This is a genomic window from Marinobacter sp. G11, assembly GCF_021282325.1.
Lineage (GTDB): Bacteria > Pseudomonadota > Gammaproteobacteria > Pseudomonadales > Oleiphilaceae > Marinobacter > Marinobacter vinifirmus.
Genome location: NZ_JAJSPB010000003.1, coordinates 134,610 through 155,901 on the forward strand (window position 1 = coordinate 134,610; position 21,292 = coordinate 155,901).

The 21,292-nt window shown below is 59.5% G+C and carries 22 protein-coding genes; 9 read left to right on the plus strand and 13 right to left on the minus strand.

Features of this window, described 5'->3' with window-relative positions; all coding sequences use genetic code 11:
• Positions 1–214 precede the first annotated feature (214 nt).
• On the plus strand, positions 215–718 hold the full coding sequence (locus tag LWH94_RS03185; RefSeq protein ID WP_058341927.1) for a DnaJ domain-containing protein: 504 nt from the start codon (positions 215–217) through the stop codon (positions 716–718).
• Here LWH94_RS03185 and LWH94_RS03190 read toward each other — a convergent pair whose 3' ends face one another.
• Positions 719–1,513 (minus strand): secretin N-terminal domain-containing protein, encoded by a 795-nt coding sequence (locus LWH94_RS03190; RefSeq protein WP_232901230.1) that lies wholly within the window; start codon positions 1,511–1,513, stop codon positions 719–721. It abuts the gene before it with no gap.
• 367 nt (positions 1,514–1,880) lie between these two features.
• Between LWH94_RS03190 and LWH94_RS03195 the strand changes: the two genes are divergently transcribed.
• Positions 1,881–2,933: a 3-deoxy-7-phosphoheptulonate synthase gene (locus LWH94_RS03195; protein WP_232901231.1), complete on the plus strand. Its 1,053-nt coding sequence runs from the start codon at positions 1,881–1,883 to the stop codon at positions 2,931–2,933.
• Here the strand turns inward: LWH94_RS03195 and LWH94_RS03200 are convergent.
• Complete coding sequence (locus LWH94_RS03200) at positions 2,878–3,549, minus strand: LysE family translocator (protein ID WP_232901232.1); 672 nt, start codon at positions 3,547–3,549, stop codon at positions 2,878–2,880. The genes LWH94_RS03195 and LWH94_RS03200 overlap by 56 nt on opposite strands.
• A gap of 182 nt (positions 3,550–3,731) precedes the next feature.
• Here LWH94_RS03200 and LWH94_RS03205 point away from each other — a divergent pair, with 182 nt between their 5' ends.
• Positions 3,732–5,171, plus strand: coding sequence for a dihydrolipoyl dehydrogenase (locus tag LWH94_RS03205; RefSeq protein WP_232901233.1), 1,440 nt, complete (start codon positions 3,732–3,734; stop codon positions 5,169–5,171).
• Positions 5,172–5,207: 36 nt separating this feature from the next.
• Here LWH94_RS03205 and LWH94_RS03210 read toward each other — a convergent pair whose 3' ends face one another.
• Positions 5,208–5,483, minus strand: coding sequence for a DUF2061 domain-containing protein (locus tag LWH94_RS03210; protein WP_199458195.1), 276 nt, complete (start codon positions 5,481–5,483; stop codon positions 5,208–5,210).
• A 224-nt stretch (positions 5,484–5,707) separates the two neighbouring features.
• Here LWH94_RS03210 and LWH94_RS03215 point away from each other — a divergent pair, with 224 nt between their 5' ends.
• The gene (locus LWH94_RS03215) at positions 5,708–6,181 is read left to right on the plus strand and encodes a Dps family protein (protein WP_022988406.1); all 474 of its coding nucleotides are present in this window, start codon (positions 5,708–5,710) and stop codon (positions 6,179–6,181) included.
• Between the two features lie 154 nt (positions 6,182–6,335).
• Positions 6,336–6,905: a choice-of-anchor I domain-containing protein gene (locus LWH94_RS03220; protein ID WP_228285793.1), complete on the plus strand. Its 570-nt coding sequence runs from the start codon at positions 6,336–6,338 to the stop codon at positions 6,903–6,905.
• Here the strand turns inward: LWH94_RS03220 and LWH94_RS03225 are convergent.
• From LWH94_RS03225 to LWH94_RS03250, 6 genes are all read right to left on the minus strand, one after another.
• A complete protein-coding gene (locus tag LWH94_RS03225) occupies positions 6,867–7,991 on the minus strand; it encodes an NAD(P)/FAD-dependent oxidoreductase (RefSeq protein WP_199458194.1) in 1,125 nt (374 codons plus the stop codon). The genes LWH94_RS03220 and LWH94_RS03225 overlap by 39 nt on opposite strands.
• Complete coding sequence (locus LWH94_RS03230; protein ID WP_232901234.1) at positions 7,991–9,310, minus strand: SAM-dependent methyltransferase; 1,320 nt, start codon at positions 9,308–9,310, stop codon at positions 7,991–7,993. The genes LWH94_RS03225 and LWH94_RS03230 overlap by 1 nt, the downstream gene beginning before the upstream one ends.
• A gap of 176 nt (positions 9,311–9,486) precedes the next feature.
• The gene (locus tag LWH94_RS03235; RefSeq protein WP_199458192.1) at positions 9,487–10,782 is read right to left on the minus strand and encodes a TRAP transporter large permease; all 1,296 of its coding nucleotides are present in this window, start codon (positions 10,780–10,782) and stop codon (positions 9,487–9,489) included.
• Positions 10,779–11,324: a TRAP transporter small permease subunit gene (locus LWH94_RS03240; protein ID WP_022988399.1), complete on the minus strand. Its 546-nt coding sequence runs from the start codon at positions 11,322–11,324 to the stop codon at positions 10,779–10,781. Before LWH94_RS03240 ends, LWH94_RS03235 begins: the two co-directional genes overlap by 4 nt.
• 105 nt (positions 11,325–11,429) lie before the next feature.
• Entirely contained in the window at positions 11,430–12,506 is a 1,077-nt protein-coding gene (locus LWH94_RS03245) for a TRAP transporter substrate-binding protein (RefSeq protein WP_022988398.1), read from the minus strand.
• Positions 12,507–12,673: 167 nt separating this feature from the next.
• Positions 12,674–13,132, minus strand: a complete 459-nt coding sequence (locus tag LWH94_RS03250; protein WP_058341900.1) for a hypothetical protein — start codon at positions 13,130–13,132, stop codon at positions 12,674–12,676.
• A 110-nt stretch (positions 13,133–13,242) separates the two neighbouring features.
• On the opposite strand from LWH94_RS03250, the gene LWH94_RS03255 reads away from it, so the two are divergent.
• Both LWH94_RS03255 and LWH94_RS03260 read left to right on the plus strand, forming a co-directional pair.
• Positions 13,243–13,950, plus strand: coding sequence for an SLC13 family permease (locus tag LWH94_RS03255; RefSeq protein ID WP_232901235.1), 708 nt, complete (start codon positions 13,243–13,245; stop codon positions 13,948–13,950).
• Between the two features lie 103 nt (positions 13,951–14,053).
• Positions 14,054–15,121, plus strand: a complete 1,068-nt coding sequence (locus tag LWH94_RS03260; RefSeq protein WP_232901236.1) for a beta-N-acetylglucosaminidase domain-containing protein — start codon at positions 14,054–14,056, stop codon at positions 15,119–15,121.
• 5 nt (positions 15,122–15,126) lie between these two features.
• On the opposite strand, the gene LWH94_RS03265 is transcribed toward LWH94_RS03260, so the two are convergent.
• The 3 genes from LWH94_RS03265 to LWH94_RS03275 are packed head-to-tail and all read right to left on the minus strand — an operon-like array spanning position 15,127 to position 17,059.
• Positions 15,127–15,837, minus strand: a complete 711-nt coding sequence (locus tag LWH94_RS03265) for an SIMPL domain-containing protein (protein ID WP_058341897.1) — start codon at positions 15,835–15,837, stop codon at positions 15,127–15,129.
• Positions 15,838–15,852: 15 nt separating this feature from the next.
• Positions 15,853–16,848: a ChaN family lipoprotein gene (locus tag LWH94_RS03270; protein ID WP_206768902.1), complete on the minus strand. Its 996-nt coding sequence runs from the start codon at positions 16,846–16,848 to the stop codon at positions 15,853–15,855.
• 22 nt (positions 16,849–16,870) lie between these two features.
• Entirely contained in the window at positions 16,871–17,059 is a 189-nt protein-coding gene (locus LWH94_RS03275; protein ID WP_022988393.1) for a hypothetical protein, read from the minus strand.
• Between the two features lie 100 nt (positions 17,060–17,159).
• Here LWH94_RS03275 and dauA point away from each other — a divergent pair, with 100 nt between their 5' ends.
• Complete coding sequence (dauA, locus tag LWH94_RS03280; RefSeq protein WP_199458190.1) at positions 17,160–18,890, plus strand: C4-dicarboxylic acid transporter DauA; 1,731 nt, start codon at positions 17,160–17,162, stop codon at positions 18,888–18,890.
• 44 nt (positions 18,891–18,934) lie between these two features.
• Complete coding sequence (locus tag LWH94_RS03285) at positions 18,935–20,881, plus strand: CASTOR/POLLUX-related putative ion channel (protein WP_199458189.1); 1,947 nt, start codon at positions 18,935–18,937, stop codon at positions 20,879–20,881.
• Between the two features lie 12 nt (positions 20,882–20,893).
• Here the strand turns inward: LWH94_RS03285 and LWH94_RS03290 are convergent, their stop codons facing one another.
• A complete protein-coding gene (locus LWH94_RS03290; RefSeq protein WP_199458188.1) occupies positions 20,894–21,283 on the minus strand; it encodes a CBS domain-containing protein in 390 nt (129 codons plus the stop codon).
• Positions 21,284–21,292 lie beyond the last annotated feature (9 nt).

Consider the following 21,292-nt stretch of genomic DNA (forward strand, 5'->3'; position numbering starts at 1 on the left):
CAGATGACAGCGACCAGACGCTTGCTGCTCACTCGGGCGTCAGCTCAGCGTTAACCAATAGGATGCTACAAAAAGCACTTGAGTTTGTCATCCGTTTGCAGAAAAAACGCAGTATATGTACTGCTGCGTCTTACGTCTAAATGACGGGGGTGGATCTGATCTCCGCGGTAATCTGTTATGCTCCGGTGACGATACAAGCGGGTGAGGATTTGGAATGCAGTTGATTCTCGGCCTGGCCCTGGCGGCCGCCGTGTTTGTCATCCTGAAAAAATGGGGTGCGCTGTCGCCGGAAGGCCAGAAAGCGGCCATCTGGAAAGTGGTGCTGGTGGCTGGCGGTGCCCTGTTGCTGTTTATGGTGCTGACCGGCCGGGTGCACGTGATCACTGCCGGTATTGCGGCCCTGATTCCACTGCTGAGAAAACTGCCGGCGCTGATGCGTTACGCGCCGATGTTCCGTAAGGCCATGGGGGATTCATCCGGGCCGGAATCGGCCGGACAGGCCGGTACGGGTGGCCAGCGGGCACCGGTTGCCGGCGCCATGACCGAGCGGGAAGCCTGCGATATTCTGGGAGTGACGCCGGGTTGCACCCGTGAAGAGGTGGTGGCTGCCCACCGCAAGCTGATGCAGAAGGTGCATCCGGATCGCGGTGGTAACGATTACCTGGCCGCCAAGCTCAACGAAGCCCGGGACCTGCTGATCGGCAAACGCGGCGCCTGATCAGGGCAGGATATCCACTTTCACATCAATGGCCAGCTGTTCCGCCAGGCTGCTGTTGCGCTGATAGACCAGGCCGCCCTGCTGGCGGCTTTCTGATGTGCTGACCCCGCCCAGAGACACCCATTGCCCCGGCTCCACCCGGCGGATGGTCACCAGCGCCTCGGTTTCATAGCCGGGCAGTGCTGCCGGGTCTTCCTCGAACGATACAATGTTCAGCTCCACTGCCTGGTCGGAAATCGACTGGGGGCTGACCACAAACCCGCTGCGGGTTTCCACCTGTTCCAGGATCACCGCCGGGTTGCGGCCACCCTGAACGGCGAAGGGCAGGGTGCGCACGCTGCCGGAGGTAATGTGGGCCGATTGCCCGTCCTGAACTACCAGATGGCGTTGGGAGCTTGAGTTGCTGGAACGGCTGCTTTGCTCGACCCCGGCGGATACCCGGTTGCGGTTTACGCTGACACCAGCACCGGAACCCGAGCTGTCTGAACTCTGCTGGTAGCGCACGGTAATGCGCATCTGTACCGGTGGCACATCCAGCGAGCCGACCAGGGTGCTGATTTCATCCAGCAACACCGGCTCTCCCCTTACAACCAGTTGTGTTCCACGGGCCGTTACCGACACCGGAGCTTGCTGGTACAGGGTGCGTACCTGCTGCGCCATGTCTTCGGCAGTGCGGTTCTGCAGCTGGTAAATGCGGGTTTCCTGTTCTGCCCGGGCCGCCGCCGGAGCCGCCAGGCCAAGTATCAGAACGGCCAGCAGGGCAAGAGTGGAAAACCGGGCGAAAGGATTGTGCATCTGGGCCTCCGAAGCCACGTTAACGACACCCACCGGAAAATAATCCGGATTGCGGGTTGCCAATCTGAAAACCGCGGGTATATAGTGAAAAGCATGAAGACTCTACACACAGCCTGTCAATTGAACGTTCTGAAAGCTTTCGGTGAAAAACTGAAGGCCGCAGGTTCTGCTGTGTATTTTTGGTGGTTTGGTTATGGCTTTTATTTTAGCCAGAGCCCGGGCCGCCCGTAAGATCTTCATCGACCGAACACAACGAGGAAGGCAGCCCGGCAAGCAACCCAGGCTGCCACCGGACTCGAAAAAGCCCCGACTGGTAGCCCAGCCGGGGCTTTTTTTGATTCTGACACAGGGAAACGGGAACACAGACATGAACATGCCGCTGAAATCTGAAACACTGGATGCGCAATCCTCCAGCGCCTGCCAGCACCGGCAGGAAGCCAGGTTGCCTACCGCCGCCGAGTTGCGCCAGCAGTTTCCTGCCGATGAGCAACTGGTTCGGGCCATTGCCGGTTACCGTGAACAGATCCGCGCTGTACTGCACGGTCAGGACGACCGCACCCTGATTGTGATGGGGCCCTGCTCCATTCACGACGAACAGGCCGCCCTGGACTACGCCACCCGCCTGAAAGCGCTGTCAGACGACGTCAGTGACCGGTTCCTGATTGTCATGCGCGCCTACCTGGAAAAACCCCGCACCACCGTGGGCTGGAAAGGTCTGTTGTACGATCCGGAGCGTACCGGCCAGGGCGACCTGAAGCAGGGCCTGGAGCGTTCCCGCAAGTTGTTGCTGGCGTTATCCGAGCTTGGCCTGCCGTTGGCCACCGAAGCCCTGAGCCCGTTCATGATGGATTATCTGGGGGACCTGGTGAGCTGGACTGCCATCGGCGCCCGCACCACCGAATCCCAGATTCACCGGGAAATGGTCAGCGGCCTGCCTATGCCCACCGGGTTCAAAAATGGCACCGACGGCGGTATTACCGTAGCCAGCCATGCCATGAAGTCTGCCTCGCACCCTCACCACCACATGGGCATTTCCCACAGTGGCTCACCGGTGATGATTTCCACCGCTGGCAATCCGGACACCCACCTGGTGCTGCGCGGCGGCCGGGGCGTGACCAACTACGATGAGCTGAGCATCGCCAAGGCCGTGGCAGAGCTGGAAAAAGCCGGCGTATCAACGGCCGTGATGGTGGACTGCAGCCACGACAACGCCTGCAAACAGGCCGAGCGGCAAGTGGATATTGCCCGGGATGTGATGGCCCAGAAGCGCAATGGCAACCGGCACATCAAGGGCCTGATGCTGGAAAGCTTCCTGGAATTCGGTCGCCAGGACGACGGTAAAGAGCTGGTCTACGGCTGCTCGATTACCGATCCGTGCCTGGGCTGGGAACAGACGGAGGCTCTGATCCGCTCACTGTAGACAACAACAGCTGCCCGGCCAGCAGCACCAGAATGCCCCCCATGGCCCGATCAAGCCAGTGTCCGAACCGGTTGAAACCCCGGCGGACACGGGGGTGGGTAAAGAACACCGCCACCATGGCAAACCACAGGCCCGTGGCCAGTGCCATGTACAGGCCATAGCCTGCCTGCAGCACAATGGGTGTGCCCGGGTTGATCACCACCGAGAACAGGGACACAAAAAACAGCGTCGCCTTGGGGTTCAGGGCGTTGGTCAGAAACCCGAGCCGGAAGGCTGCCATTCCTGTCTGTTCGGTCTTTTTAGCCGCATCCACATGCACTCCACCCGGCCTGGCCCGCAGGCAGTGCCAGGCGATGTACAGCAGATAAACCGCGCCAACCACTTTCAACACGGTGAACAGCATCACCGATTGCAGGATGATCAGTCCGATACCCAGCAGCGAATAGCCCACATGCAGCAGAATCCCCAGGCCAATACCGATGGCGGTCAGCAAGGCGTTGCGCCGTGACTGAGTGAGGGCCTGGCGCAGCATCACCGCAAAGTCCGGCCCGGGGCTCGCTACCGCCAACAGGTGCACCAGAGCCACCGTAAGAAATTCCAGCCAGTAATTCTGCACCTGTTTGCTCCTGTTAACGTAGTGACCTGTTGAGCTTTATGGTTGTAAACCGATGAAGGTGATTGCCGGCAAGCATAGAAGGATTTTTTTCCGGTTTCACCTGTCAGGATTCCGTAAGCTTTCTATACTTATAACTTAACCTGCAGAAAAGACGGGAATTTCCGGTTTTCATAGGAGGCCAGATGAACAAGCGTGACGTGGATGTAGCGATCATCGGCGCCGGCACGGCCGGCATGGTGGCTTATCAGCGGGTGGCAAAGAAAACCGACCGTGTGGTGTTGATCGAGGGCGAACAGTACGGCACAACCTGTGCCCGGGTGGGCTGCATGCCCAGCAAACTGCTGATTGCCGCCGCCGAGCGGGCCCACGACCTGAAATCCGCCGGCGACTTCGGTGTGCTGGCTGGCGATGTCCGAATTGATGGCCGGCTGGTAATGCAGCGGGTACGTGCCGAGCGGGACAAGTTTGTGGTGCCGGTGGTCCGCTCCATGGAGAAACTGCCGGAAGAACATCGCCTGATGGGCCATGCCCGCTTTCTGGATGCCCACCGCCTGGAAGTCGGCGACCATACCGAAGTCCGTGCCGATCGCATCATCATCGCCACCGGCTCCCGCCCCAACATACCGGGTATCTTCAAAGAAGCCCGGGACCGGCTGATTGTGAACGACGATATCTTCGACTGGCAGGACCTTCCAGACTCTGTCGCGGTCTTCGGCCCCGGGGTCATCGGCCTGGAGCTGGGGCAGGCATTAAGCCGGCTGGGGGTTAAGGTGCACCTGTTCGGCGTCAGCGGCGGCATCGGCGGCCTGCGGGATGAGAAAATCCGTGACTACGCGCTGAAAACCTTCAGCGAAGAGTTTGCCTTCAGCCCGAAAACCGAAACCCGCCGGGTAGAGCGTACAGACGGTGGTGTGCAGATTACCTGGCTGGAAGACGGCAAAGAGCACCAGGAAACCTTCGACTATCTTCTGGCGGCCACCGGGCGCCGGCCGAATATCGATAACCTGGACATCCAGAACGCCGGCATCGAGCTGGACGACCGGGGCATGCCGGAGTTTGACCCTTACACCCTGCGCTGCGGCGACAGCCATATTTTTATCGTCGGGGATGTGAATAACCACCGGCCGTTGCTGCATGAGGCCGCAGATGAAGGCCGCATCGCCGGAGACAACGCAGCGGCATATCCGGAGGTACAGACCGGATTGCGCAAAACCCCGCTGGCCGTGGTGTTCAGCGATCCGCAGATTGCCTCGGTGGGCCTGACCATTCACCAGGTGGATGAAAAGTGCCGGGGCTGCTTTGCCGTCGGAGAAGTAAGTTTCGAGAACCAGGGACGCAGCAAGGTGATCGGCAAGAACCGGGGCCTGCTGCGGGTGTATGGCGAACATGGCAGCGGATTGTTCATGGGCGCGGAAATGTTCGGCCCTGCGGCCGAGCATATTGCCCACCTGCTGGCGTGGTGCGCCCAGAAGCGTATGACCGTGAGCGACATGCTGGAAATGCCGTTCTACCATCCGGTGATTGAAGAGGGCTTGCGATCAGCCCTGAAAGACCTGAACAGAAACCTGAAACTGGGCCCGGAGCCCGCGGAAGGCTGCATGGACTGCGGCCCGGGTGTTTAACCCAGGCCGCTGGCGGAGCTGATCTGTGTCAGTTCACTATGACGTGTGATGTTGCAAGCTTACCGGTGTGGCGGCAGCGTCCCTTGCATTTTGCTGGTGCCGCGCCCATATCTTCTCATGGAAGAAGTAGGCCACGGTGTTGATGGCCGGTTCCACCATGGCAATCAGGCTGCCGATCAGGATGTCACCGGTCAGCAGGTAGGCTACGGTGAAGGCCACGGTAAAGTGGGTGATGGCGAAGGTAATCGTTTTCAAAACCGACTGATCACCTTTCGTGCTGTGCTCGTGGACAAACAGTTTCAGCGTACTCATGATCAACTCCGCATTTATCAGGTCTATGATTCAATTTAAGACCAAACGAGAATTATTTCCAAATAGATTGTGCGATATCCTGCAATAGGTTCGAGCTATAAGATTTCAGGCTATCGAATAAGTTTTTACTATCAATGACATTAAGGAATGGAACTGGGCCCAGGGCCCGGAACTGACTTAGAGTAGTAATCAGAGACAACCCGACGACGAATCAGGAGGTTCAAATGGGTAAGAACTTTATTGGTCTGGATACCGAAAAAACCGCCGCACTGGCTAGCTCACTGAATGATCTGCTGGCCAACTACCAGATCTTTTACATGAACGTGCGTGGTTACCACTGGAACATCAAGGGTGAGAACTTCTTCCTGCTGCACGAGAAATTCGAAGAGCTGTACAACGACCTTCTGCTGAAAGTGGATGAAATTGCCGAGCGTGTACTGACCCTGGGCCACCGCCCGGCTCACGCGTTCAGCACCTACATCGAAACCGCCGAAGTGCCGGAGCGCAAAGACGTATCCAACGGCAAAGAAGCGGTTGAGAACATTGTTGAAAGCTTCGGCAAGCTGATCGCCAAGCAGCGTGAACTGCTGGAGCTGGCCGGTGAAGCCGGTGACGAAGGCACCTCCGCCCTGATGAGTGATTACATCTCCGGGCAGGAGAAAGACGTGTGGATGTACCGGAGCTACCTGGGCCAGTAAGCCAGGCAGAACGGTAACCTGAAATGGCGGCTCCCCGGAGCCGCCATTTTCGTATGTGCGTCATCGACTTGTCTTTTTTCTGACGCGGTTTTGTCATCTGTTTGCCATAGCTTGGGTCGTCATTTACACACCGACGACACAACCCGAGGTAAACATGATTTTCCAGCGAACCCTTCTGACCTCCGCCATTCTGGCCACCACCGTTGGCCTTGCTGCCTGCGCTACCGGCAGCGGTTCTGAAACCCAGCCCAGGGCTTCCTTGCCGGGCCTGATCGAACTCAATGTACTGGGAAGCTCCAAGGCCCCGGGCAATGTGTTCGACGAAAGCGCCGCCGAAATCGTCGCCCATGATGCTGCCAACCAGCGTCTGTTTGTGGTGAATGCCAATGCGGCCACCGTGGACGTACTGGATATTCGTAACCCGTCTGCACCGGTGCTGGTTAACACCATCGACGCCAGCCGCGAAGGCGCCTCCGCTAACAGTGTGGCGGTGTATGGTGACCTGGTCGCCGTCGCCATCGAAGCCGAGGTGAAGCAGGACAACGGCAAGGTTGTGTTCTACAACGCATCTGATCTGTCCAAGGCCGGTGAAGTGACCGTGGGCGCCTTGCCAGACATGGTGACTTTCACCCGCGATGGTCAAAAAGTGCTAGTTGCCAACGAAGGTGAACCGAATGACGACTACTCACACCGCCACATCCAGCGGCGGCACCTGCTGGTGTAAAAACCACTTCTCTGTCACTACCTTCCGGGTAAACCAGTGCGAGCGCATCAGGGTGCTGGCAATGGGTTGCTTGAGCCATTCAGGCAGGTCAAAGCCATGCTCCTGTTCGGAGGCGCGATTGCCAAAGCGGGTGGCAATTTGTTCGCCGTAGGACTGCAGGGAAATCGCAGAATAGTCCGGGGCTTCCTGTATCACTTTCGCAGCCATCAGGGCCGATTCGATGGCCGGGCGGATGCCTTCGCCGCTCTGGGTGTAGGCCAGTCCTGCAGCATCACCGATCAGCAACACACCGTTGTCCACCAATGGCCGGTCGGCGTGGGCATACAGCAGATAGGCGTGACCCTTGAACCGGCCGGGCAGGTCGGCGGGAATGCGGCCGGCCTGTTTCATATCTTCTACAAAGGCTTCCAGGTGATCCGTCAGCCGGTGGTTGTCTTCCCGGCCCAGGCCAATGTTCAGGTAGCTGCCTTTTCGGAACACCCAGGCATAGCCCTTGAGATCGCGGCAGAACCAGAGTTCGGGGGTATCGCCCCGGGCTTCGCAAGAGCGGGCCTGTTCCGGAGTCATCTCGAACTCTACTTCCTTGGCCGCAACCACGGTTTCATGCTTGCCGGGGCCGTTGCCCAGCTGCCGGGCTACCGGGCAGAAGTGACCGCCGGCGCCCACCAGTAACGGCGCCTGCCATTGTTCGTTGATTACCCAGTTGCCGTTGTCACGGGTAATGGATTTTACCGGCGTACCCAGCTGTTTGGTGCAGGACACCCGGCCAAGCAGGTAGTCATCAAACTCGCAGCGGCGGATGCCGTAACTGACCACTTCACCGTGGTTGTTCTCCACCGCGTCCTGGCCCATCATGCCGATGCGGAAGCGGCGAATGGGTTGCAGGGTGCGGCCATTGCCATACTCGTTGGCATCAATATCCAGGCTTGCCAGTACCGCGGGGGTTACCCAGCCTGCGCAGGTTTTATCCCGGGGGAATTCGGCCTTGTCGATAATCAGCACCTGCTTGCCCGCGCCCTCCAGCGCCCGGGCCAGGGTAGAGCCGGCGGGTCCGGCGCCGACAATGATCACATCGTAGTAATCCATCAAATGCCCTCCGGTGTGGCTGGGAAGGTATAAAGATCCTGCCGGCTCCGGGGCAGCTGATTGTTATCGCCGTGGGTGAATACCACCTGGAACAGCTGCAATGAGCCGGCCCGGAAGGCTGCAATGGAGCCGGCCAGGTACAGCCGCCATGCCCGGGTGAAGTGCTCGTCGTACATCTCCGTTACCTTGTCCTGGTTGGCGGTGAAATTGTCCATCCAGTGGCTCAGGGTCTGGGCGTAGTGCAGGCGCAGGTTCTCCACATCCAGTACCGAGAAATCGCTGTGTTCGCAGAGCTCCATGAACTCGCCAATGCTGGGCGGGTAGGCGCCGGGGAAAATCCGTTTCTCGATCCAGGCGTTCATCAGCATCGGCCGGTTGCGCCCGATACTGTGCAGCAGGGCGATGCCATCGGGTTTGAGGGAGTGTTTGATCAGTTCCGACAGGGCGGGGTAGTTGTCCTTGCCCACATGCTCCAGCATGCCGATGGAGACGAACGCATCGTACTGGCCTTCAATGTTGCGGTAGTCGTCTTCCACATAGGTGACCAGGTTATCCAGGCCCTGCCGCTCTGCTTCGGCCCGGGCATAGGCCAGCTGCTCCCGGGAAATGTTGTAGGCATGCACGGTTACCCCGTAGTTGCGAGCCATATAACGGGCCAGGCCGCCCCAGCCGCAACCGGCTTCCACCACGGTCATGCCCGGTTTCAGGCGCAGTTTGCGGCACACATGTTCCAGCTTGGCCAGTTGGGCCTGTTCCAGGGTCTTGTCTGCCTGCTCGTAATAGGCGCAGGTGTACTGCATTTCCGCACTATCCAGCCACAGCTGGTAGAACTCGTTGCCCAGGTCGTAGTGGTGGTGGATGTTTTCCCTGGCTTCGGAAATCCCGGTAGGCCGGGGGTTGTGGTTGCGCCAAAGTGCATCCAGCCATTTCGGCCACTTCTGCCGGGCCGCATGAACCGCCCGGTACATGGCCTCCATAAGATCCGGCAGGTCGCCGTCTACTTCCAGCCGGCCGGCGCTGTACAGGTCTCCGAACGCCAGGTTGGGATTGGCCACCAGTGAATACAGGGCTTTGGGGTCGGCCAGGCTCAGGGTGAACCGGGCGGGTTGCTGCTCCGGTTCGGTGGTCTCGCCGTTCCACAGGCGGAAGCGCACCGGTGGCGAACCGGCCATACGCATCAGCTTGGCCACCAGCCAGCGCTCGTAGCTGTGGGGTTCCCGGTCGGTCTGGCTGTTCTCCAGGGGCAGGGTCAGCACATGGCCCTGGGCTCTTGGGTCGCTTCCGCTATATTCCGGTTTGCGGGCGGTGTTCTGTGTCACGGCAGGCTCTCCCTTTGTTCTCTGTACTCCTGTGCGGTCCCGAAATCAGGCTGAGAGTCGCGTTTCTGATTCAGTATAGAAAATGATCAGGATTTGTCAGGTATTGGCGAAAACGGAGGGCAAAGCAGGGAGAAAAGCGGGATCGGGCGGGTGCCCGATCCCGGAAGGTACAAGTCTTAGTAAGTAGCGCTCATGCCAAACCATTCCGGGAAGATGACGATCAGCGCCAGCACCAGAATCTGGATCAGTATGAATGGCACAATGCCTTTGTAGATATCGATCGTTCGGACATTCGGTGGTGCCACCCCTTTCAGGTAGAACAGTGAGAACCCGAAGGGTGGTGTCAGGAAACTGGTTTGCAGGTTCATGGCCACCAGAATGGCAAACCACAGCATGTTGATGCCCAGCGCTTCCGCCACCGGCGCCAGGATCGGCACGATGATGAACGAAATCTCCACGAAGTCGATAAAGAAGCCCAGAACCAGGATCACCAGCATGGCCAGGATGATGAAGCCCCACTGTTCGCCCGGCAGCATCAGCAGCCATTCTTCCAGAAGGTAGTCGCCGCCGGTGTAGCTGAACACCATGGAGAAGGCGGTGGCACCGATCAGGATGGCGAACACCATGGCGGTTACGCTGACGGTATCCTTGGCCGCATCCCACACCATCTTGAACGAGAACTGGCGATAGATGATGGCCAGGACCACCGCACCCACACCACCCAGTGCGGACGATTCGGTGGGGGTGGCAATGCCGGTAAAGATCGAGCCAAGCACCACCACAATCAGTGCCAGCGGCGGGATAATCGCGAGCAACGCATCGCGTATTTCCTTGCCACGGCTGATGCTGTCATCCGGCGGCATGGCCGGCGCTGTCTGGGGCTTGAGGCGGGTGATCACCAGGATGTAGATAATGTACAGGCCGATCAGAACGATGCCGGGCATCACTGCGGCCTTGAACAGGTCGCCCACCGGCAGGCCCAGCACATCCCCCAGAATGATCAGGATAATGGACGGCGGCACAATCTGGCCCAGGGTGCCGGACGCACAGATAGTACCGGTGGCCAGGCGCTTGTCGTAGTTATGGGCCAGCATCACCGGCAGGGAGATCAGGCCCATGGCCACCACACTGGCGCCGACCACACCGGTGGACGCAGCCAGCAATGCGCCCACCAGGATGGTGGAGATAGCCAGGCCGCCCGGCAGGCCGCCAAACAGCCGGCCCATGGACGTGAGCAGCTGCTCGGCCAGCCTGGTGCGCTGCAGCACCACGCCCATGAAGATAAACAGCGGCACGGCCATCAAGACGGTGTTCTGCATCACACTCATGATGCGGTAGGGCATGAACGCGAACAGATCCATGCCTTCAGCGAAGATGCCAAAGAACAGCGCCACGCCACCGAAGGTGAAAGCCACCGGGAAACCCAGCATCAGCATGACCAGTGCCACGCCGAACATAATCATGCCGATCATGCCAGACCTCCCGCACTGTGCTCGCCTTCGTATTCTTTATCACCTGCCATCACCCTCAGGGCGTAGGTGGCCATGTTCAGGCCGGCGGTCGCCATAAACACGGCAGAGAAAGGAATCACGGCCTTGATAATCCAGCGGTGTGGCAAGCCGCCCGGGTCGCCGCTGCCTTCACCCATCTGGTAGGCGTCCTGGGCAAAGCTATAACCGTAGAAGCCGATCAGGTAGGCGAAGGGGATTACAAAAATCAGGGCGCCAACCAGGTTAACCCAGGCTTTGCGCTTCTGGCTCCAGTTGGTGTAGAACACGTCTACCCGAACGTGGCTGTCTGTGCGCAGGGCATAGGGAATGCCCAGCAGGAACACCACCGAATACAGGTGCCATTCCATTTCCTGCATGGCGATGGAGACGTCGTTAAACACATACCTTGTGAGCACGTCGTAGAACACGTTGGCGGCCATCAGGATCATGGCAATGCACGCCACCCAGCCACACACTTTCGAGACCCAGGCCAGGCCCTCGTCCAGTTTTATTATCCAGCGCATCTGTACATCGTCCTCCGCAGAGCGGATTTTCTGTTCTGATTAGAAAGCAAAAAGCCGGGACCTCTCCAAGAGCGATCCCGGCTCTGTTGCTGCATGGCGCCCAGTTTACTCGACTTCCGCCATGGTGTTGAGATAGGCCCTTTCGGAAATATCCGTGTAAGCCCGGCTCTGCTCCTGGTAGCTCAGCTGGGAATCAATGATCTTCTTGGCGATTGCACTGTCTTCCGCCGCTTCTGTCAGCAGTTTTTTGTTGGCATCGTACATGGCCTGGAAGATGTCTTCCGGGAACTGTTTGATCTGTACGTTCGGGTAGTCTTGCTTGATGTTGGCCCAGGCCTTGGCGTTTTCATGCTGGGAATGTACCAGCATGTCGTAGGAGGCGGTGCGCATGGCTACCCGCATGATTTCCTGCAGGTCTGCCGGCAGGCGTTCCCATACACGCTTGTTGACCAGGAACTGCAGCTCGGTGGCCGGCTCGTGCCAACCGGTGTAGTAGTAATCGGCGATCTGCTGGAAGCCAAGACGCAGATCCAGGGCCGGACCTACCCACTCAACGGCATCAATGGTGTTGCGCTCAAGGGCTGTATACAGCTCGCCCGGGGCGATGTTGGTGGGGTTAACACCCACCTCGGCGAAGACTTCGCCAGCAAAGCCCGGGATGCGCATTTTCAGACCTTGCAGGTCTTCCAGCGACTTGATTTCCTTGCGGAACCAGCCGCCCATCTGCACACCGGTGTTGCCGCCGGGGAACGACAGCATGTTGTGGGGCTCATACACTTCCTGCATCAGCTCCATGCCGCCGCCGTGGTAGAACCAGGCGTACTGTTCCATGGCGTTCATGCCGAACGGCATGCTGGTGAAGAACAGGGTTTCCGGAACCTTGCCTTTCCAGTAGTAGGAGGCAGAGTGGCCCATGTCGTACTGGCCTGCCTTGACCATATCGAACACGCCCAGCGGCGCTTTGTGCTTGTTGGCGGAGTCGATGCGGATGGTCAGCCGGCCGTCAGACATTTTCTCGACGGTTTCGGCAAAACGCTTGGTTGTGTCACCGAAAATGGGAAAGTTGGGGCCCCAGGTTTCGGCCAGTTTCAGGGTGAATTTGTCTTGTGCCAGCGCCTGTGTGGCGGCAAATGTCGTTGCCACAGCCAGTACAGCCGCAGATAGAACAGAACGGATCTTCATTGCTCTTCTAACCTCTGATGTTGTTGTAATTGTCTTTGGCTCAGAGCCAGCCGCTTTTTGGGTGACCGGCTTGTTCTTGCAGTCTAGTTCACAAACACAATGGTTGTGCTATGCAGCTGCTCGAATTAAGACATATGTCTAAGGCCTCGGAGCTATACGAACGGTTTTCACAAATCGTTCATCCGGCCGATCTGGCTGGCCAGGCGCATGGCTTCATGTTCTTCCAGCGATTTCAGGTCTTCCAGCAGAGACTTGGCTTCGGGAATCTCTGCCTTGCCGATCAGGCTGTCGTAGAGCGCCATGACCTGATCATGAAAATCAAAGATCTCACGGGCAATACCGGCGAAGTCCAGCGCGGAGTAATCGGTACTGCAGGTCCGGTTTTTTTCGATGGGCTTGTGCACCCCGTAATCGTAAAGCCGGGTTTGCATGGCTTTCGGATCGGCCTGGTTTTCATACTCGGCCACCGCCTTTTCCAGCAGGGTCTCGTGGCTGCTGATGTAATCCAGCAGGGCGCTGGCCCGCTCGTCTTTATGCTGGCCGGCCGATTCGTGCAGGCAGCGGGCCAGGTGGGCGTGCAGTTGCCGGGTCCAGTCGATCAGGTCTGCGAAGGTTTTGATTTCCATACGGCATATCTCCGGTCAGAATGGCTGTTGAAATGTCGGTTTGTCTGTAAGTCTAGACAATATTCTCTGCCTGCCATGCCCTTTGCCTGTTGATCGGGATCATAAGCCTGATGAGTCGTAGCAATCCCTTCTGTTTCTTCCTGTCCCGGCTGACCGAGGATTACCTGCTGCTGGCACTGGTGGTTGGGCTGGTGCCCTTGCTGTGGGCGGTGTCACCCTCTTTGAGTGAGCTTGCCGGGCTGGTGCACTGGCAAACCCTGGCGGCGCTCACCGGTTTTCTGGTGCTGAGCCGTGGGCTTGAAGACAGTGGTGCCCTGGCCCGTTGTGGTGTTTGGCTGATGGGCCGGTTTCGCACGGAGCGTTCATTGGCACTGGCGCTGGTGGTTTTTTCCTGGCTGTTGGCTGCGGTAGTGACCAACGATGTGGCCCTGTTTATCGTGGTGCCCCTGACTGTTGCCCTGGCCGCGGTGGTGCCGGTTCCGCTGGGCCGGCTGGTGATTTTCCAGGCCCTGGCTGTGAATGTCGGGTCGGCTCTGACGCCCATCGGTAATCCCCAGAACCTCTTCATCTGGCAGACCCGGGGCATCGGGTTTGGTGAATTTATGGCGGCCATGCTGCCCCTGGTGGGGCTGTTGACGTTGGTCTTGCTCCTGGCCACGGTGCTGGCGTTTCCCGCCCGGCCGGTTGTTGTCCGGCCGGCGCAAAGGCCGGTCAACCGCAGACTGTTGTGGGTGTCTTGCCTGTTGTATCCGGGTTTTATTGTGGCGGCGGAGCTGGGCGCTGTGGTTGTGGCTGCGCTGGCGCACTACGTTGTTTGATGCGCTTTCGAAACCATCGTAACGCCGGAGTGTTCATCCGGGCCTGACCTGTGCCCGGGTAGGGTATATGATGATAGGAAACCTTGGTCAGGGAGCGAGTGAGATGACGGTAGAGCTGGGTATTATCGAAGGATTTTATGGCCCGGTCTGGAGCTGGGGCGAGCGGCGCCAGCTGGTTAATGCCCTGACCACCCATGGCTATGGTTTCTACCTGTACGCGCCCAAGGCCGATCCATACTTGCGCCGGCGCTGGCAGGAGCCGCATCCGCCGGAACAGGCCGAGGCGTTGGCGGATTTTGCCGGATTCTGCCGGCGCGAAGGGGTGCGTTTCGGCGTAGGGCTGAGCCCGTTCGAGGTTTTCAATAACTTCGATGACATCGCCCGGGATGCCCTGGCGAAAAAACTGAAAATGCTGGATCGCCTGGGTATTCAGGAGCTGGCCATCCTGTTCGACGATATGCACCCGGATACCCCGGAACTGGCCCGAACCCAGGCCGGCATTATCAAATGGGTGCAGGAACATACCGCGGCTGCAAAAATCAGCGTGTGCCCAACCTACTATTCCGATGACCCGGTGCTGGACCGTGTGTTTGGCCAGCGGCCGGCGGATTATCTGGAAACCCTGGGTGCGGAGCTGGACCGCGATGTGCGGATTTTCTGGACCGGGGAGGAAGTCTGCTCCCGGGAGATTTCACCGGGCCACCTCAAACGTATCAGCAAGTTGCTGGGCCGCAAGCCGCTGCTCTGGGATAACTATCCGGTAAACGACGGTGACCGCATGTCCCGGCACCTGCACCTGCGCGGATTTACCGGCCGCCCTGCGGGCAACGCAGCCTATCTTTCAGGCCACGCCATCAACCCTGCGCTGCAACCGGTGCTCACCAGTATTCCGGCCATTACCCTGGCGGAATCCTATCGCCAGGGGCCGGATTACCAGTATGGCCAGGCGTTTTTGCATGCGGCAAGGGAGGTATTGGGGCTGGAGCTGGCGGAACAGCTGCACAGAGACTTGCTGGTGCTGCAGGATACCGGGCTGGGGCGTATCAGCGATGAGAAAAAACAGGCGCTGATGCACACCTACGATGCCTTTGATCACCCGGCTGCCCACGAAATTCTGCGTTGGCTGGCCGGGGATTACCAGGTTACCGACGAAATGGTGGCCACCCAGTAACCCGGTTACTCCAGGTAGTAGTCGAAGGTAGAGACTACACGCACGGTTTTTAACGGCTGCTGTTGTTCCGAAACCCCCGGGGCCTGGTCCCGGGCGAGGATCTGGAAAATCCCCTGATTGGCCCGTCGCAGGCCGCCGAGCTCGGCATCGGCATCCCGGGCAAATTGCTGGGCGGATTCCCGGGCGGCAGCGGTGGCTTCGGCGATCATTTGCGGCTTGATATCGTTCAGGCCACTGAACAAATAGGTGGGGCCGCCGGGGCCGTAGTCCGACGACAGCACCACACCGGAATCCACCAGTTCGCTCACGTTCTGTGCCGCCTGGCGGATACGGTCTATGTCGGTGCTGCGCACCATCAGGGTCTGGTTGATGATGTACTGCTGCTCGTTGTTGTTGCCGGAGTATGGATTGGCGCGGGTATCGGTAACATCCAGCCGCTGCAGTTCAACCGACGACTCCTCAATCGCCTGCAGTTTCAGAAAGGCCATGATGGCTTCGCGACTGCTGCGGGTTTTGTTCTGGGCTTCGTCCAGCGTGCTGCCGGTGGCGACAAAGCGGATTGGCCACAATGCAAGGTCTGCCTGCACCTCGCGTTCCGCCACGCCCTTGACCGTCACGTAGCGGTCGGCCGTGCGCAGCCCCATCAGTCCTTCGCTGAGCAGAGACGCGGCAAAAATGGCACACAGGCCGATGATCAGGGCAGAGACAACTTTCATGCTTACTCCTTGTGATTAATCACAGTTGGTCGTGGTGCGCTGGCCGAACCGGGCCTGCATGGCCTCTCGCTCCCGTTCCGGGTCTCGGAATTCCCGGGGCATGGGCTGGATAAAGTACAGATAGTCGCCTTTGTGGCGGTGCTTTGCCAGCGGCATGTCTGCTTCAGTGGCCGGCCATTCGACTGGTGAGATCACCGTGATATCCAGTTCCGGAGCCCGTTGTTCCAGCACCGCCACGGTACCAAGGCGCTGCTCGCTGTGGAAGGTGCCGCTGGTATGCACCAGTTGATGCCCGGGCCGGTTGCGGAGCGCTTCCACCATCCGGTGCGCCATGGTGTTATCCCGGAGCAGTTGGGCCTGGTAGGTGTTGAGCATGCGCCCGGAGAGTTCAGCCTGTTCCGTACCATGGCTGCCGCTGATGGCGTCTATGAACTTGTCCCGATATTCCGGGGTGTCCAGGAAGGCCTGCTGCGGCAGGGCTGAGCGCTGCGCTTCCGGCAACCTGTCCAGGTAAGCCTTACCCTCCCGGCCGACACAGCGAACCGTATCCGCCGGTGCGTTGGCGGCGATCACCGGTAGCTGATGCTGGCGCGCAAATTCCACCAGCGGCCGGTAGGAGGCCTTGTAGTTGTCCCAGGCGTTGGCGTCTTCCAGCATTTCGGTTTCGCCGGTTGTGCCGGCCAGGTAGGCATCCACGGCAGCCTGGTGGTCCAGGTTGAACTGTTCCATGCTCAGGATCTGGGCGGGGTTTTGCCGGTACAGGGCTTGTTGCAGCCGGGCCTGGAGTAGGTGGGAAGCGTGGTGGCCGTGGTACTCGCCGATCACTACGATATCGGTATCGGCCAGCTGGCGGGCCAGTTCCTGGACGGTAAGCGGGGTGCCGGTCTTCGCTGCCAAAACCACCGCATCGTACTGACTGGTGGGCCGTGCCGGGATGTTGTCCGCCGGCACAGCGGCGCACCCGGTGACGGTGGCGAGTGTTAACAGGAGGCTGGCGAATAAAGGTTTCATAGGAGCTTATACGCTTCGCCGCTCAGTCGGTTTTCTGGCGGGAGTCTTCGCGCCAGTCCGGGCCCAGCCGGGCTTCTACATATTCCCGGATAAACTGCCGGACCTTCTGGGACGGCGTGACATCTTCCTCTTTGCACAGGGCTTCAAAGACCTTTTTCTTTTCCGGGTCAATCAGCAGGGTGAGGCGTGCGGTTCGGTTTTCCTTGGGCATAGGTATCAACGCTCATGCTATGTTAATCAGGTTAACATTGAATGTAATCATAATGAGCATATAATGATAAGGTCTCGTTAGCAACCAGGAGCCGCCAGCCATGTCTCACCGTGCTCATCTTTTTTCGCTCAGATTCGCCCACGCTGTCCGTGAGGCCTGTATTGACGAGCGCTACACCGGTGGCCGTTTCCTGAAAGATGCGATGGCCGGCATCACGGTCGGCATCATCGCCATTCCGCTGGCCATGGCTCTGGCCATTGCCAGTGGCGTTGCGCCCCAGTACGGGCTGTACACGGCCTTTATTGCCGGCTTTGTGATCGCCCTGTTCGGCGGCAGCCGGTTCAGTATCTCCGGCCCGACCGCGGCCTTTGTGGTTATTCTCTACCCGATTGCCCAGAGCTACGGCCTGGGTGGCTTGTTGTTGGCCACCCTGATGTCCGGGGTGTTGCTGGTGATTATGGCGCTGATGCGTCTCGGGCGCTTTATCGAGTATATACCCGAGTCCGTCACTTTGGGCTTTACCGCGGGTATTGCCGTGGTGATTGCCACCCTGCAGGTGAAGGACTTTTTCGGTTTGCCAGTCGAGACCATGCCGGAACATTACTGGGACAAACTGGCGGTGCTGGGCCAGCAATTACCGGCGCTGGATGCCATGAGCACCCTGGTGGCGCTGGCTACGCTGGCGGTCATGCTGCTCTGGCCCCGTCTGAAAACCCCTGTGCCACCGCACCTGCCGGCGGTGGTGGTGGGTAGCCTGCTGGCGTTATGGATGAACAGCCAGGGGGCTGCCGTTGAAACCATCGGCTCCCGTTTCAGCTATCTGCTGCCGGATGGCAGCACCGGTGCCGGTATTCCGCCGTTCCTGCCGGACTTTGCCTGGCCCTGGCAGCAGGCGGGGGCAGCCGGTGAGCCGATAGGGCTGAGCTGGGAACTGTTCCGGGAGCTGATCCCGGCGGCCTTTGCCATTGCTATGCTGGGCGCCATCGAATCCCTGCTGTGCGCCGTGGTGCTTGATGGCATGACGGGCAAGCGCCACAGCGCCAACAGCGAATTAATGGGGCAGGGCATCGGTAACATTTTGGTGCCGTTCTTTGGTGGCATTACCGCCACTGCCGCCATTGCCCGCTCCGCTGCCAACTACCGGGCCGGCGCAGAATCGCCGGTGTCTGCGATGATCCATGCCGTGGTGGTGTTGCTGGCGCTGGTGTCGCTGGCCGGCATCCTGGCCTACCTGCCCATGCCCGCCATGGCCGCGTTGCTGGTGATGGTGGCCTGGAACATGAGTGAAGCACCGAAGGCGGTTCACCTTCTGAAAACCGCGCCCCGCAGCGATATCCTGGTGTTCCTGACCTGCTTCGGCCTGACCGTGGCGCTGGATATGGTAATTGCTATCACCACCGGGGTGTTGCTGGCGGCGGTGCTGTTCATGCGGGAAATGGCGCAGATGACCAAGGTGACCGATATTACCGGTAACAAGCGCATCGTACAGGCGGAGCTGCCCGAGGGCTGGCAGGTGTTCAAGATCAACGGCCCGCTGTTCTTTGCGGCGGCAGACCGGGTGTTTGGCGAGCTGGCAGGCCTGTCCCGGCAGGCCAGGGGCCTGGTGCTGTATATGGACGGTGTCACCATACTGGATGCGGGCGGTTTGTCGGCCCTGAACAAGCTGATTTCCAGCTGCCGGAATACCGGCACGGAAATAGTGATTGCGGACTTGCAGTTCCAGCCTTTGCGCACGCTGGCGAGGGCTGGCGTAAAGCCGGAGCCCGGTATCAGCCGCTTTTATCCCACACTGGAAGTGGCCCTGAATGGCGTTGTTTCTGGCGAAGCCTGAAAACTGCGATAAACTGCCCCGCATAGTTGATGCAAGGGGCAGCCATGCTTCCGTTCCGGATTGTTGATCGAATCAAGTTTGTTGTTGAGCGCCAGCTGGTCAAAGGTGCCGGCTTCCAGTTACTGGTGGTGGGCGGTTTTATCGGCCTGATTTCGCTGATTGGCGGCCTGCTGGTGGTGTTGCCGCCGGCCGGTGAGTTCAAGGATACCGGCTCCGCAGTCTGGTGGGCCTTCCTTCGCCTGACCGACCCCGGCTACCTGGGGGACGATGTCGGCACCTGGCAGCGCATTGTGTCTACCCTGCTGACCATCTCCGGCTATGTGGTGTTTATGGGCACCCTGGTGGCCATCCTCACCCGCTGGCTGATTGCCAAGATGGAAGACCTGGAGCGGGGCCTGACCCCGGTTACCCTGAAAAACCATGTGGTGGTGCTGGGCTGGACAGCCCAGACCCCGCCGCTGGTGGCTGAGTTGTTTGGTTCATCCGGCCGTATGCAACGTTTTCTGGAAAAGCACGATACCCAGAAACTTCGGCTGGTGGTGCTGGCGGAAGAAGCCAGTGCCGAACAGCTGCATGAACTGATCAACGAGCCGGGCGTGGGCCGCCGGGCCAGGGAAGTGATCCTGCGAAGCGGCTCGGCTATTCAGCCCGAAGCCCTGCACCGGGTCGCCTGCCTGGACGCTGCGGCAGTGATTGTGCCCAGCCAGGGCCATGATGCCGGCAGCCTGGTGACCTCCGATATCGAAACCGTCAAAGCCCTGTTGTCTATCGCCGCCCAGGCCCGCCATTTCAGTTCTCCGTTGCCGTTTGTGGTGGCAGAAATCCAGGACATGCGAAAGCTCCCGGTGGTCGAGCGGGCCTATCCCGGCTCGGTCGAGGTGGTGGCCGGCGATGCCACCATCAGCCGCCTGATGGTACAGAACGTACTGCACCCGAACCTGTCCGAGGTCTACAACGAATTGCTGACCGCCGGTGAAGGCAACGAGATCTTTGTGCGGGGAGGCGAAACCGCCGAGGGCCTGACCCTGAGCGAGCTGGCAACGCAGCGGCCCCATGCCGTCGTGCTGGGCTTGCTGCAGCCGGCAGCCAAAGGCTGGCAGGTTAATCTGCTGGCGCCGTCAGATACGGTGATCCGGAATGAAGACCGGGTAGTGCTGATGGCCAGCGACTATGAACACACGGGGCCGGATGCCAAGGTGGACTCCCTGGCGGCAGTGGAACGCATCAGCGGCTCTGTGCAGCCAAGCCGCCAGCAGGGGCCTCACCGGGTGCTGGTTCTCGGCTGGAACCGACGGGTGCCGAGCCTGGCGGCGGAGTTTGGCAGCTACGCCGGGCGACAGTTCCAGCTGGACATGGTATCGGCAACACCGCTGGAAGAGCGTCAGCGTGAGATGTCCCGCTATGGCGTGGACCTTGAACGGATCAATGGCCGCCTACTGGAAGCCGATTACATGGTGGAAGAAGACCTGCGCAAGCTGGCGCCGGCCAGTTACGACACCGTGATGTTGCTGAGCAGCGACCGGATAGGCTCCGGGGAAGAGGCCGATGCCCGTGCCATGGTGGGTTACCTGCAACTGGAAGATATTCTGTCGGAATCCACCCGCCGGCCCCAGGTTATTATGGAGCTGAGTGATCCGGACAACCGCCACCTGTTGTATGGCCATCAAAGTGAAATGCTGATCAGCCCGATGATTCTGAGCCACGTCCTGGCCCAGGTGGCTTTACGAAGGGAATTGCGGGTGGTGCTCGACGAGCTGTTCACGGCCGGCGGCGCCGAGATCCAGTTCCGTGATCCCCACGACTACCCGCTGCCGGCCAGCGCGACCTTCCAGTTACTGGAGAAAACAGTCGCGGCCCGGGGCGAGATTGCGCTGGGTGTATTCAGGGCCCGGGCCGATGAGCGTGGGCGCCACCTGGTCATGAATCCGCCCCGTAAACAGTACCTGGACCTGCAGGAGGGCGACCAGTTGCTGGTGATGTGCAAGACCTGAGGTTGGCCCGGTTCAGTCGATGGTATCGAGAAGGGCAGCCATGATGTCGTCCATCACTACAAAGCCGCACATTTCGTTGTCTTTCAGTACCAGCAGTCGCTTGACCCGGTAATCGGACATCAGGGTGGCGGCGTGCTTGAGGGCGAGGTTTTCGCCCACGCTGATCACCGGTCTGGCGCAGACATCGTAGACATTCAGCAGATCGATATCGCCATCCTCTGCAATCACCGATTTGAGTACGTTGGTATAGGTGATCAGCCCCCAGGCATCGTGTTCGCTCTGGCGCTCGACCACGAGGGATTTCACGTTGTGGTGCTTCATCAGCGTCAGTGCCTCCCGCAGGGTTGCGAAGGGCGAGATCTTGATGATGTCTTTGACCATCACATCTTTGACCAGTTTCATGAGCGCTCT